This window comes from Pseudomonas sp. R38(2017) (assembly GCF_002112395.1).
Classification (GTDB): domain Bacteria; phylum Pseudomonadota; class Gammaproteobacteria; order Pseudomonadales; family Pseudomonadaceae; genus Aquipseudomonas.
The window spans coordinates 222,822-235,908 of record NZ_NEHN01000003.1 but is presented as its reverse complement, the minus strand read 5'-3'; the positions used below and the strand labels follow the sequence as shown (position 1 = coordinate 235,908).

The 13,087-nt window shown below is 60.7% G+C and carries 13 protein-coding genes; 7 read left to right on the top strand and 6 right to left on the bottom strand.

The features are described 5' to 3' along the window. Positions 1 to 35: 35 nt before the first annotated feature. Positions 36 to 332, top strand: a complete 297-nt coding sequence (locus tag CAF87_RS07870; RefSeq protein ID WP_085729639.1) for a DUF1244 domain-containing protein — start codon at positions 36 to 38, stop codon at positions 330 to 332. Then, positions 325 to 663, top strand: a complete 339-nt coding sequence (locus tag CAF87_RS07865; RefSeq protein ID WP_085729638.1) for a HopJ type III effector protein — start codon at positions 325 to 327, stop codon at positions 661 to 663. Before CAF87_RS07870 ends, CAF87_RS07865 begins: the two co-directional genes overlap by 8 nt. Before the next feature lie 62 nt (positions 664 to 725). Here the strand turns inward: CAF87_RS07865 and trxB are convergent, their stop codons facing one another. Further along, positions 726 to 1,688 (bottom strand): thioredoxin-disulfide reductase, encoded by a 963-nt coding sequence (gene trxB, locus CAF87_RS07860; protein ID WP_085729637.1) that lies wholly within the window; start codon positions 1,686 to 1,688, stop codon positions 726 to 728. A gap of 312 nt (positions 1,689 to 2,000) precedes the next feature. Between trxB and cysZ the strand changes: the two genes are divergently transcribed. Further along, positions 2,001 to 2,753 (top strand): sulfate transporter CysZ, encoded by a 753-nt coding sequence (gene cysZ / locus CAF87_RS07855; RefSeq protein ID WP_085729636.1) that lies wholly within the window; start codon positions 2,001 to 2,003, stop codon positions 2,751 to 2,753. A gap of 42 nt (positions 2,754 to 2,795) precedes the next feature. Beyond that, a complete protein-coding gene (locus CAF87_RS07850) occupies positions 2,796 to 4,016 on the top strand; it encodes a glycosyltransferase family 1 protein (RefSeq protein ID WP_085729635.1) in 1,221 nt (406 codons plus the stop codon). On the opposite strand, the gene CAF87_RS07845 is transcribed toward CAF87_RS07850, so the two are convergent. From CAF87_RS07845 to CAF87_RS07835, 3 genes are all read right to left on the bottom strand, one after another. Further along, the gene (locus tag CAF87_RS07845) at positions 3,985 to 5,088 is read right to left on the bottom strand and encodes an NADH:flavin oxidoreductase (protein WP_085729634.1); all 1,104 of its coding nucleotides are present in this window, start codon (positions 5,086 to 5,088) and stop codon (positions 3,985 to 3,987) included. The genes CAF87_RS07850 and CAF87_RS07845 overlap by 32 nt on opposite strands. 157 nt (positions 5,089 to 5,245) lie before the next feature. After that, positions 5,246 to 5,728, bottom strand: coding sequence for a glutathione peroxidase (locus CAF87_RS07840; RefSeq protein ID WP_085729633.1), 483 nt, complete (start codon positions 5,726 to 5,728; stop codon positions 5,246 to 5,248). Between the two features lie 122 nt (positions 5,729 to 5,850). Further along, entirely contained in the window at positions 5,851 to 6,336 is a 486-nt protein-coding gene (locus tag CAF87_RS07835; protein WP_085711766.1) for a peptidylprolyl isomerase, read from the bottom strand. On the opposite strand from CAF87_RS07835, the gene CAF87_RS07830 reads away from it, so the two are divergent. The 3 genes from CAF87_RS07830 to CAF87_RS07820 all read left to right on the top strand — a co-directional run bounded on the left by CAF87_RS07830 (position 6,305) and on the right by CAF87_RS07820 (position 9,702). Beyond that, on the top strand, positions 6,305 to 6,631 hold the full coding sequence (locus CAF87_RS07830) for a DUF3565 domain-containing protein (RefSeq protein WP_085729632.1): 327 nt from the start codon (positions 6,305 to 6,307) through the stop codon (positions 6,629 to 6,631). The two genes, CAF87_RS07835 and CAF87_RS07830, sit on opposite strands and share 32 nt — an antisense overlap. Positions 6,632 to 6,692: 61 nt before the next feature. Next, entirely contained in the window at positions 6,693 to 8,792 is a 2,100-nt protein-coding gene (pta, locus tag CAF87_RS07825; RefSeq protein WP_085729631.1) for a phosphate acetyltransferase, read from the top strand. Between the two features lie 4 nt (positions 8,793 to 8,796). Further along, on the top strand, positions 8,797 to 9,702 hold the full coding sequence (locus CAF87_RS07820) for an acyltransferase (protein WP_085729630.1): 906 nt from the start codon (positions 8,797 to 8,799) through the stop codon (positions 9,700 to 9,702). 503 nt (positions 9,703 to 10,205) lie between these two features. Here CAF87_RS07820 and cysN read toward each other — a convergent pair. Next, on the bottom strand, positions 10,206 to 12,104 hold the full coding sequence (gene cysN, locus CAF87_RS07815; RefSeq protein ID WP_085729629.1) for a sulfate adenylyltransferase subunit CysN: 1,899 nt from the start codon (positions 12,102 to 12,104) through the stop codon (positions 10,206 to 10,208). A 9-nt stretch (positions 12,105 to 12,113) separates the two neighbouring features. After that, positions 12,114 to 13,031, bottom strand: coding sequence for a sulfate adenylyltransferase subunit CysD (cysD, locus tag CAF87_RS07810; RefSeq protein ID WP_007953546.1), 918 nt, complete (start codon positions 13,029 to 13,031; stop codon positions 12,114 to 12,116). Between the last annotated feature and the right edge of the window lie 56 nt (positions 13,032 to 13,087).

Genomic DNA, 13,087 nt, shown 5'->3' with positions numbered 1-13,087 from the left:
CATCCGCGCCACGATTTGACTGCACAGAGCCCACCATGACCGAGCAACAACGCCTCGAACTCGAAGCCGCCGCCTTCCGCCGGCTGGTCGCCCACCTGGACAGCCGCAAGGATGTGCAGAACATCGACCTGATGAACCTCTCCGGGTTCTGCCGCAATTGCCTGTCCAAGTGGTACAAGGCCGCCGCCGACGAGCGCCAGATCGACGTCAGCCTCGACGATGCACGCGAAGTGGTTTACGGCATGCCGTACGCCGAATGGAAAGCCCGATATCAGCAAGAAGCCAGCGCCGAACAACAAGCGGCGTTCGCCAAAGGAAAACCCAATGAGTGATCTGAACACCCTGCGCGCCAGCCTCAAGAGCGGCGAACACGTTTTTGCTGACACCCTGGCGTTCGTCGCCGCCGGTTACGACTACCAGCCTCAGGCGTTCAACAACGGCGGCCTGGAAAACGCGGCCGGGCAGAACGAAGGTTCGTGCAAGACGCTGGGTCTGGCGTTGCTGGAAGGCTTGAGCGATGAAGAAGCGCTGCTGGCGTTCGGCGAGCACTACCGTTCGGTTGTGGCAACGCCTGAAGGCAGCGACCACGGCAATATCCGTTCGCTGATCCAGCACGGTCTGGCCGGTGTGAAGTTCGAAGCACAACCGCTGACCCGCCGCTGATTTCCGAGCGAATCGCAGGTACAAAAAAACCGGCCATTGGCCGGTTTTTTATGTCTGCGATCTTAGAACGAAGCGTTCTGCAGATCGTCCAGATAACGCTCAGTGTCCAGTGCCGCCATGCAGCCGGCGCCGGCCGAGGTGATGGCCTGGCGGTAAACGTGGTCGGCCACGTCGCCGGCGGCGAAGATGCCTTCGACGCTGGTCGCGGTAGCGTTGCCTTCACGGCCGCCCTGAACGACGAGGTAGCCGTCTTTCAGCTCCAGCTGACCTTCGAACAGCGAGGTGTTCGGGGTGTGGCCGATCGCGATGAACACGCCGTCGACCTTGATTTCGTCGAAGCTGCCGTCGTTGTTCTTCAGACGCGCACCGGTCACGCCCATGTTGTCGCCCAGCACTTCGTCCAGGGTCGCGTTCAGTTTCAGCTCGATCTTGCCTTCGGCCACACGGGCGTTGAGCTTGTCGATCAGGATCTTCTCGGCGCGGAAGGTTTCGCGACGGTGGATCAGGGTGACCTTGTTGGCGATGTTGGCCAGGTACAGGGCTTCTTCGACAGCGGTGTTGCCGCCGCCGACCACGGCCACCGGTTTGTTGCGATAGAAGAAACCGTCGCACGTCGCGCAGGCCGAAACGCCTTTGCCCATGAACGCCTCTTCCGACGGCAGGCCCAGGTAACGAGCGCTGGCGCCGGTGGCGATGATCAGGGCGTCGCAGGTGTAGGTGCCGCTGTCGCCGGTCAGGCTGTACGGTTTGGAAGCGAAGTCCACGGCGTTGATGTGATCGAAGACGATCTCGGTTTCAAAACGCTCGGCGTGCTCGCGCATGCGCTCCATCAGCACCGGACCGGTCAAACCGTGGACGTCGCCCGGCCAGTTGTCGACTTCGGTGGTGGTGGTCAGTTGACCGCCGGCCTGCATGCCGGTGATCAGCAGCGGCTTGAGGTTGGCGCGGGCAGCGTAGACAGCAGCGCTGTAACCGGCAGGGCCGGAACCGAGAATGATCACTCGCGAATGACGGACTTCAGACATGAACCTGTCTCCTGTTGACCGGCCAATACATCAGGCGCGGACGCCGGACTGCCGGCGAGAATAAAAAAGGACTGTGGATAACCTTGGGGAAGGCGTGAGCTCGACAGTCCTGTAAAAAGTTGGGTGCAGCGTATCGAGGGGGGCAAGATTAAGGAAATACGGTTTAACAATCCAGCTCATAGGTGGTCTCTATGCCGACACACGGACGAGATGGACGTCTTTGTTACAGTGAATGTCGATCCCGCTGCCGCGCTTTCCCAGCTTATGCAAAGCCGGTAAGGTCGGCGCGTTTTCCCTTGCTCGGAGCACCCTATGCCCGCCCCTGTTCTCTCCGGCCCGCAATACCTGCGCGAAGGCCTGAAACTGGTCCTCAGTCCAGGACTGCGCCTGTTCGTGCTGCTGCCGCTGGCGATCAACCTGGTGCTGTTCGTCGGATTGATCTATTTCGCCGGCCACCAGTTCAGCCTGTGGGTCGATTCGCTGATGCCGTCGCTCCCCGACTGGCTGAGCTTCCTGAGCTACATCCTGTGGCCATTGTTCGTGGTGCTGGTGGCGTTGATGGTGTTTTTCACCTTCACTATGCTGGCTAACGTGATCGCGGCGCCGTTCAACGGTTTTCTCGCGGAAAAAGTCGAAGTCGTGGTGCGTGGCAGCGACGATTTCCCGGCCTTCAGCTGGGGCGAACTGATTGCGATGATCCCGCGCACCCTCGCCCGGGAAATGCGCAAACTGGGCTACTTCCTGCCCCGGGCCATCGGCCTGTTCATCCTGTCGTTCATCCCGATGGTGAACATTGTCGCCGCTCCGCTGTGGCTGCTGTTCGGCGTATGGATGATGGCGATCCAGTACATCGACTATCCGGCGGACAACCACAAACTGGGCTGGAACGAAATGCTTGCCTGGCTGCGCCAGAAGCGCTGGCAGAGCATGAGCTTCGGGGGGATCGTCTACTTGGCGCTGCTGATCCCGGTGGTGAACATCCTGATGATGCCAGCGGCTGTGGCCGGGGCAACGTTGTTCTGGGTGCGCGAGCGCGGTGCTGAAAACCTCGTGACGCAACGCTGAGCGCGCGTCACAAATCCATCATCCGAACGTCACAGGCGCGACATGGCCTCAGCCGACACTGAGGCCATGACGACAGCTCTACATATCACCCTGATCAGCGAAACCTTCCCACCGGAAATCAACGGCGTGGCCAATACCCTTGGCCGCTTGTGCGACGGCTTGCGCGCGCGCGGGCATAGGGTGGAACTGGTGCGGCCGCGTCAGGGGGACGATCCGCATCGCACTGAGGACGATGCGCTGCTGTTGTGCCGGGGCTGGCCGCTCCCGGGTTATCCGGGGTTGCAGTGGGGTCAGTCGTCGATGCACAAGTTGCTGCGCCGCTGGACACACCAGCGCCCGGACGTGCTGTACATCGCCACCGAAGGCCCGCTCGGGTTGTCAGCACTGCGCGCGGCACGTCGCCTGGGCATCGCCGTGGTCAGCGGCTTCCACACCAATTTCCAGCAGTACACCAATCAGTACGGTCTCGGCCTGCTGACGCGTTTACTGACTCATTATCTGCGCTGGTTCCACAATCGTTCTGCGCTGACCCTGGTGCCAAGTGTCAGCCAGCGACTGGAACTGGAGCGGCGGCATTTCGATCGTCTGGCGCTGCTGTCACGGGGGGTAGACAGCCAGTTGTTCCACCCGACCAAACGCCTGAACGCCCTGCGTGAGCAATGGGGACTGAGCGAGCAGGACATCGCGGTGATTCACGTAGGACGCCTGGCGCCGGAAAAGAACCTTGGCCTGCTCAAACGCTGCTTCGAAAAGCTCACCAGTGCTTATCCAAAGCGCAATCTGAAACTGATCATCGTCGGAGACGGACCGCAACGGGTGGCACTGGAAAAGGAATTGCCCGACGCGATTTTCTGCGGCTCTCAACGCGGCGAAGCATTGGCGGCGCACTATGCGTCCGGCGATCTGTTCCTATTTCCGAGCATGACCGAGACGTTCGGCAACGTCGTGCTGGAGGCGCTGGCTTCGGGTCTTGGCGTGGTGGCGTACGATCAGGCGGCGGCTGCGCAGCATATTCGCCACGGCTACAACGGCGTGCTGGCGATGCCGGGGGATGAAAAAGCGTTTTGCGATGCAGCACAGTGGCTGCTGGAGGAAGATGAAACCTTGCGCTGCGTCAGATTGAACGCCCGCCAGCATGCCAGTCGTCAAGGCTGGGCGGCGATCATCGAGCAGTTTGAACAGCATTTGCAGGGAGCTTGCCGCGACCTGCGCGACAAGCCCCCCACTGCGATCAAACCAGCGTCATCAACGCCTCACGGCTGAACGGCAGAATGTCCTGCTCGCGGCCTTCACGCACTTTCTGCGCCCAGTCCGGATCGACCAGCAGCGCGCGGCCCACTGCCACCAGATCGAACTCATCGTTGTTCAGACGCTCCAGCAGCTTTTCCAGGCTGGCCGGTTGCGCCACCTTGTCGGTGTTGACCATGAACTGCAGGAACTCGCCATCGAGGCCGACGCTGCCGACGGTGATGGTCGGTTTGCCGGTCAGTTTGCGGGTCCAGCCCGCCAGGTTCAGTTCGGAACCATCGAATTCCGGCTCCCAGAAACGGCGCGTCGAGCAGTGGAAAATGTCCACGCCAGCGTCGGACAACGGCTTGAGAAACTCGCCCAGCGCCTCTGGGGTTTGCACCAGACGTGCGGTGTAGTCCTGCTGCTTCCACTGCGAGAAACGGAAGATGATCGGGAAGCCCTCGCCCACTGCAGCGCGCACGGCCTGGATCAGTTCGATAGCGAAACGCGAACGGTTGGCAAGGCTGCCGCCGTATTCGTCGGTGCGCTGGTTGCTGCCTTCCCAGAAGAACTGGTCGATCAGGTAACCGTGGGCGCCGTGGATTTCCACACCATCCATGCCGATGGTCTGGGCATCTTTGGCAGCCTGAGCGAAGGCCGCGATCACGTCCTGGATGTCCTGCTTGGTCATGCCGTGTACCACGACCTGACCGTCCTTGAGTTTCTCGGTCGGGCCATAACCCGGGACGCTGGCATCCGGCTCGGTACCGATACGACGAACGCTGCCGACGTGCCACAGTTGCGGGACAATCTTGCCGCCCTCGGCGTGCACCGCGTCGACGACTTTCTTCCAGCCGGCCAGTGCCGCCTCACCGAAAAATTGCGGCACATTCGGGTAACCGTTGGAGGCCTGATGGCCGACGGTGGTTCCTTCGGTAATGATCAGGCCGACGCCGGCCGCCGCGCGACGACGGTAGTACTCGATCACTTTGGAGTTGGGTACGCCGCCCGGAGAGAACGAACGGGTCATCGGCGCCATGACCACGCGGGTCGGCAATTCGAGGGCACCGAGCTGGAACGGTTTGAACAAGGCTTGAACAGGCATGGGAGGCTCCACGAAAAATTGATCGGCGGGCATTGAATTCATATGACGGCGATAATATGCGGAGTACCAACAGTCTCATAGCACTATTGATCTGAATGATTAAGGGTCAAAAGGCAGGCAAAAAAAATCGCAGCTCGATGGCTGCGATTTTCGCGTTTCAGCACAGGGCTCTTTCAATCGCCGTAATCACCGCAGGATCATCCGGCGCCGTGCGCGGCGAGAAACGCGCCAGAACGCGACCGTCCTTGCCGAGCAGGAATTTCTCGAAATTCCAGGTGATATCGCCGGGAAATTCGGCGCCCTCGCCCGCCAGCAGACGGTAGAGCTGATGGCGATCGTGGCCGTTGACTTCGAGCTTCTTCGACAACGGAAAACTCACGCCATAGTTGAGGCTGCAGAATTCCTGAATCTCCTGCTCGCTGCCCGGTTCCTGGCCGGCAAACTGGTTGCACGGCAGGCCCAGCACGCTGAAGCCTTTGCCCTTGTATTGCTGATAGAGGTTTTCCAGCGCCGCGTACTGTGGAGTCAAGCCGCATTTGGAGGCGACGTTGACCACCAGCACGACTTGGCCCTTGAAGGGTGCCAGCGGTAGCTCCTGACCATCCAGGGCTGTCAACTTAAGGTCGTGAAAAGCACTCATGACGAACTCCAGATTCCCGTGTTCTACTCGAAACAGCCACTTGGCGAGGCCACCAAGGACAGCCGCGGACTAAAAAGGCGCCCTCGGGCGCCTCTCCAGTTCTCTGAGCTTAGCGCAGAAAATCAGTGGTGATGGCCACCTTCGCCATGGACGTGACCATGAGCGACTTCTTCCTGGCTGGCGTCACGGATGGCAACGACCTTCACTTTGAAGTTCAGGCGCTGACCGGCCAGCGGATGGTTGCCGTCGACGGTGACGTCGTCGCCGTCCAGGTCACGAATGGTGACGATCTGCATCTGGCCGTCCGGCGCCGAAGCGTGAAACTGCATGCCGACTTCCAGCTCGTCGACGCCTTCGAACATGCTGCGGCTCAGGGTGCTGACCAGTTCGGCCGAGTACTCGCCATAGGCATCTTCCGGCTCGACGGAAACTTCCAGCTCGTTGCCGACTTCTTTGCCTTCCAGGGCTTTTTCCAGGCCCGGGATGATGTTGCCTGCGCCATGCAGGTAAACCAGCGGAGCGCCGCCGGCGGAGCTGTCGATGACCTCACCAGCGTCGTTGGTCAGGGTATAGTCGATGGAGACAGCCTTATTGGCGGCGATCAGCATGGGGCGAGACCTTTTGCATAAGAATATAGAAAGGCCAAGTTTAGCGAAGCAATCGCTCGAAAGCGAACACAACCCTGACAAACGGGATTCGACGATCACAGGCTTCCATCAGGACGAGGACGGTCACTGGGTGGTCGAACTTTCCTGCGGCCACACCCAGCACCTGCGTCACCAGCCGCCGTGGCAGTCACGGGCATGGGTGCTGGACGCAACGCAACGTATTGAAAAAATAGGCCAACCCTTTGCTTGCGGTTGGTGCGCACAAGGCTCGGTTAGCGCTAACCTTGACGCCTGAAAAATCGGTGGAAGGCCAGCCATAGGCCAACGCCCTTGCCATGCACCCTTAGAGAATCCGCATGCAAACTTTTTTTATCGCGCCCACCGATTTTGGTGTGGGTCTGACCTCCATCAGCCTCGGGCTGGTGCGTACGCTGGAACGGGCCGGGCTGAAGGTCGGCTTCTTCAAACCGATTGCCCAGCCGCATCCGGGCGACACCGGCCCTGAGCGCTCCACTGAATTGGTGGCACGCACCCATGGCCTGAAGCCGCCGCAGCCACTGGGCCTGGCTCACGTCGAGCGGATGCTCGGCGACGGTCAGCTCGACGAGCTGCTCGAAGAAATCATCGCGCTCTACCAGCAGGCAGCCATCGGCAAAGACGTGCTGGTCGTCGAAGGCATGGTGCCGACCCGCAGCGCCAGCTATGCCGCACGGGTCAACCTGCACCTGGCCAAGAGCCTGGATGCCGAGGTGATTCTGGTCTCGGCGCCGGAAAACGAAGTGCTGACCGAACTGTCCGGCCGCGTCGAGTTGCAGGCACAACTGTTCGGTGGGCCGAAAGACCCGAAAGTCCTCGGCGTGATCCTCAACAAGGTCAAGACCGACGAGAGCATGGACGCCTTCGCCGCGCGCCTGAAAGAACACTCACCGTTGCTGCGCAGCGGTGATTTCCGTCTGCTCGGCTGCATTCCGTTCCAGCCGGAACTCAACGCCCCGCGCACCCGCGACGTCGCCGACCTGATGGGCGCCCAGGTGCTCAACGCCGGCGACTACGAAACCCGGCGCATGACCAGGACCATCATTTGCGCGCGCACCATGCGCAACACCGTGGATCTGCTCAAGCCCGGCGTGCTGGTGGTGACCCCCGGCGACCGCGACGACATCATCCTCGCCGTCAGCCTCGCGGCCATCAACGGCGTACCGCTGGCCGGCTTGCTGCTGACCAGCGACACCCTGCCGGATCCGCGCATCATGGACCTGTGCCGTGGCGCATTGCAGGCCGGTTTGCCGGTGTTGTCGGTGAGCACCGGCTCCTACGACACCGCCAACCTGCTCAACGGCCTGAACAAGGAAATCCCCGTCGATGACCGCGAGCGTGCGGAGATCATCACCGATTTCGTCGCCAGTCATCTGGATGCCAACTGGCTGCACCAACGTTGCGGCACGCCACGGGAAATGCGCCTGTCGCCAGCGGTGTTCCGCTATCAATTGATTCAACGCGCGCAGGCCGCCAACAAACGCATAGTCCTGCCCGAAGGCAGCGAGCCTTTCACCGTGCAAGCGGCGGCGATCTGTCAGGAGCGCGGGATCGCCCGTTGTGTGTTGCTGGCCAAACCGGCAGACGTCGAAGCCGTCGCCCGGGCCCAAGGCATCGTGCTGCCGCCGGGGCTGGAAATCCTCGATCCGGACCTGATCCGCGAGCGCTACGTCGAACCGATGGTCGCCCTGCGCAAGAGCAAAAGCCTCAACGCGCCGATGGCCGAGCAGCAACTGGAAGACACCGTGGTGATCGGCACCATGATGCTGGCGCTGGATGAAGTCGACGGACTGGTTTCCGGCATCATCAACACCACCGCCAACACCATCCGCCCGGCCTTGCAACTGATCAAGACGGCGCCGGGCTGCACGCTGGTGTCGTCGGTGTTCTTCATGCTGTTCCCTGAAGAAGTGCTGGTCTACGGCGACTGCGTGATGAACCCGCATCCGAGCGCCAGTGAACTGGCCGAGATCGCCCTGCAAAGCGCCGACTCGGCCGCCGCGTTCGGCATCACCCCGCGCGTGGCGATGATCAGCTACTCCAGCGGCGAATCGGCCACCGGCGAAGAAGTCGAAAAAGTCCGCGAAGCTACCCTGCTCGCCCACGAACAACAGCACTCGCTGCTGATCGACGGCCCGTTGCAGTACGACGCTGCTGCGAACGAAACCGTGGCCCGGCAACTGGCGCCGAACAGCCAGGTGGCCGGTCGCGCCACAGTGTTCGTGTTCCCCGACCTGAATACCGGCAACACTACGCACAAAGCCGTGCAGCGCAGCGCCGACTGCGTGAGCCTCGGCCCGATGCTGCAAGGCCTGCGCAAACCGGTGAACGATCTGCCGCGCGGTGCGCAGGTCGATGACATTGTCTACACCATCGCCCTGACCGCGATTCAAGCTGCCAACCGACCTTTGGATATCTGACTCAATGCTGGCCTTTCTCCCTGCCCCCTTGCGCGGCGTGATCGCCGCGCTGCTGTTGGCGCTGAACACGATTCTGCTGTGCTCGTTCCTGTTTCTCGTGGCCCTGATCAAAGTGCTGCCGTTCGACCTCGCACGCCGTGCCTCGCGCTGGCTGATGAGCCACACCCACGAAGCCTGGATCAGCAACAACAAAGGCTGGATGAACCTGGTCCGCCGCACCCGCTGGCACCTCAGCGGCTTGCAAGGCCTGGACTATCAACACTCGTACCTGATCACCAGCAACCACCAGAGCTGGGTCGACATTCTGGTGCTGCAATACGTGCTGAACCGGAAAATTCAGCCGCTAAAATTCTTCCTCAAACAGGAACTGATCTGGGTGCCGATCATCGGTCTGGCGTGGTGGACGCTGGGCTTTCCGTTCATGAAGCGCTACTCGAAAGCTTATCTGGAGAAGCACCCGGAAAAGAAAGGCAAAGACCTGGAAACCACCCGCAACACCTGCGCGAAATTCCGCGACAACCCGGTAGGCATCTTCAACTTCGTCGAGGGTACGCGCTTCACCGAAGGCAAACATGCACAGCAGCAATCGCCGTTCAAATACTTGCTCAAACCAAAGGCCGGCGGCATTGCGTTCGTGCTGGATGCGATGGGCGAACAGCTGGAATCGATCGTCAACGTCACCATCCACTACCCCGGCGGACGCCCTGGCTTCTGGGATCTGTTGTGCGGCAACGTCCGAGACGTAGTGGTGCACTTCGAAGAGCTGAAAATTCCACCGCAGTTCATCGGCAAGAACTACGACCAGGACGGCGAATACCGCCTGCAATTCCAGGGCTGGATCAACCAGCTGTGGCAGGACAAGGATGCGTTGCTGGAGCAGATGCATCGCGAATATCCGAACCAACGCTGATTACCCTGAGGGAGCCCCTGACAGAACAGGCCGGCCGTCAGGCCGCCATCGTCAGCAGGCTGACTCCCACGGGAAAGCAAAAGCAGTTCGCCTCTCGCTTCCCACCACTCAACACGATGAGCGTTAGCTCAAGTACCGCTTTTGACGTACCGGCCCCGTTGAGAGGCTGAGTGGAGGGGTTTATCCGGGGGTGGGCGCGAAGCGCCGTTTGGCGAAGCCAAACGCATCGAGAGGAGGTGCAGCGAAGCAAACCGGAGGCGATGCCCCCGGATGAATCCCGGAGCGAAGGAACGCCGAGCCACAGCGAGGCGCCGAACGTTGGGGCAAGACTTTTTGGTTACTTTTGGCTGGGCCGGCATTCCGGGCGTTTGTCAAAAGTGACTCGCCGTAAGGGCGAAACCGCCAGCCGCAACACCCGAAGAAACGGATATTCACCCCAACCAACCCAATAAAAAACCCGCCGATAATCACTCATCGGCGGGTTTTTCATTTCCAGCTAACGCTTAAATCGCGCCACGCTTGCGCAGCAGATCCAGCACTTGCTTCACACCCTCTTCCAGCGACAGCGACTGGGTATCGATCACCAGATCAGCATCCAGCGGCACGTCATACGGGAAAGACTCACCCGGAATGTTATCGCCACCCGCTGCATACAACCCTTGCGGATCACGCTCGGCGCAGACAGTCGGCGAAGCCTGGACATAGACCGTCAGCAGACGCTCCTTGCCGATCAGGTCCTTGGCCTGTTCACGACCTTCAGCACTCGGCGCCACAAACGCAGCAAGCGTCAGCAGACCCGCTTCGTTGAACTGACGCGCCACGTGTGCGGCACGACGCCAGTTCTCGGTGCGACCGGCTCGATCCTGCGGCAGCCCCTTGTTGAGGTCATGACGCAGATTCTGGCCATCGAGTACAAACACCGCACGTCCCATGTCGAACAGCTTGCGCTCGACCGCGTACGCCAGCGTGCTCTTGCCAGCACCGGACAGGCCGCTGAACAGCACGGTGGCCGGTTGCTGACCGAAACGCTGGGCGCGTTCTTCGGTTGCTACATGAGCCAGTTTGCCATGGTGGGTGGCCGTGCCATGGGTTACCGGCTGAGCCACGATCATGCCGGCGCCGACGGTGCCGTTGGTCAAACGGTCAATGATGATGAACGCGCCAGTGGTGCGGTTGCTGTCATAACCGTCGAGGGCGATCGGCGCGTCGAGCGCGATCTTCACCTTGCCGATTTCGTTGAGCTGCAACGCGCTCGCCGGGCCTTCTTCGAGGGTGTTGACGTCGACCTTGTTGACGATGCTGGCGATGGAGCCCGGCACGTAACTGGTGGCGCGTTTGATGTCGTATTTCTTGCCCGGCAGCATCGGCTCTTCAGCCATCCATACCAGCATCGCTTCGAAGCTGTCGGTCACCGGCGGTACGTTGTCGGCGTGTACCAGCAGGTCGCCACGGGAGATGTCGATCTCGTCTTCCATGGTCAGAGTCACGGCCTGACCCGGGCCTGCATGCTCCAGCTCACCTTCGAAGGTGACGATGGATTTCACGCGGCTGCTCTTGCCCGACGGCAGGACCACGACTTCGTCGCCCTTCTTGACGATGCCGCTGGCCAGGGTGCCGGCGAAACCGCGGAAGTTCAGGTTCGGACGATTGACGTACTGCACCGGGAAACGCAGATCGGTGAAGTTGCGGTCGCCCGCCACTTCCACGGTCTCGAGGATTTCCATCAGCGACTGGCCGGTGTACCACGGCGAGCGCTCGGACTTGTTCACCACGTTGTCGCCCTTCAGAGCGGACATCGGCACGAAGTGCATGCTCGTCGGCTTCATCTTCAAGCCTTCGGCAAACTTCAGGTAGTCGGCCTTGATCGACTCGAACACGCCCTGATCGAAGCCCTTGAGGTCCATCTTGTTGATGGCGACAACGATGTGCTTGATGCCCAGCAACGAGGCGATAAAGCTGTGGCGACGGGTCTGGGTCTGCACGCCGTAACGGGCGTCGACCAGGATGATCGCCAGGTCACAAGTGGATGCACCGGTGGCCATGTTGCGGGTGTACTGCTCATGGCCAGGGGTGTCGGCAATGATGAATTTGCGTTTGGCGGTGGAGAAATAGCGGTACGCGACATCGATGGTGATGCCCTGCTCGCGCTCGGCCTGCAGGCCGTCGACCAGCAACGCCAGGTCGATGTCGTCACCGGTGGTGCCGACTTTCTTCGAATCGCGGGTGATGGCTTCGAGGTGATCTTCGTAGATCATCTTCGAGTCGTGCAGCAGGCGCCCGATCAAGGTGCTCTTGCCGTCATCGACGTTACCGCAGGTCAAAAAGCGCAGCAGCTCTTTACGTTCGTGCTGGCCCAGGTAGGCGAGGATGTCCTCGCTGATCAAATCAGATGCGTGCGACATGACAACCCCTTAGAAATAACCCTGACGTTTCTTGTCTTCCATCGAGCCTGCGCCATCGTGGTCGATGACCCGGCCCTGGCGCTCGGAAGTTCGCGTCAGGAGCATTTCCTGAATGATGTCCGTCAGGCTTTCGGCCTCGGACTCCACCGCGCCCGTCAACGGGTAGCAGCCAAGGGTACGGAAACGCACTTTCTTTTTGACGATGCGCGCTTTGTCCTCGTCGGACAGGTGCTCAAGGATGCGCTCGTCGTCGATCATGATCAGCGTGCCGTTCTTCTCGATCACTTCGCGTTCGGCGGCGAAGTACAGCGGCACGATCGGGATACCTTCGAGGTAGATGTACTGCCAGATATCCAGCTCGGTCCAGTTCGACAAAGGGAATACGCGGATGGATTCGCCCTTGTTGACCTTGCCGTTGTAGACGTTCCACAGCTCCGGGCGCTGGTTCTTCGGGTCCCAGCGGTGCTTGCTGTCACGGAACGAATAGACGCGCTCCTTGGCACGGGACTTCTCTTCATCGCGACGGGCACCGCCGAACGCGGCGTCGAAACCATGCTTGTCGAGTGCCTGCTTCAGGCCCTCGGTCTTCATGATGTCGGTGTGTTTGGCGCTGCCGTGGGTGAACGGGTTGATGCCCTGCGCAACGCCATCCGGGTTGACGTGGGTGATCAGGTCCAGACCAAGTTCTTCGACCATCTTGTCGCGGAACTTGTACATCTCCTGGAATTTCCAGCGGGTGTCGACGTGCATCACCGGAAACGGCAGTTTGCCCGGGAAGAACGCCTTGCGTGCCAGATGCAGCATCACGGCGGAGTCTTTACCGATGGAGTACAGCATTACCGGGTTGTCGAACTCGGCGGCCACCTCGCGGATGATGTGGATGCTTTCCGCCTCCAGCTGTTTCAGATGCGTCAGTTTGTCGACCATGGCTACTCACGAAAGCTTTCTTATGAACGGCCAGCGGGCCGTGTTCGAGCGGGGAA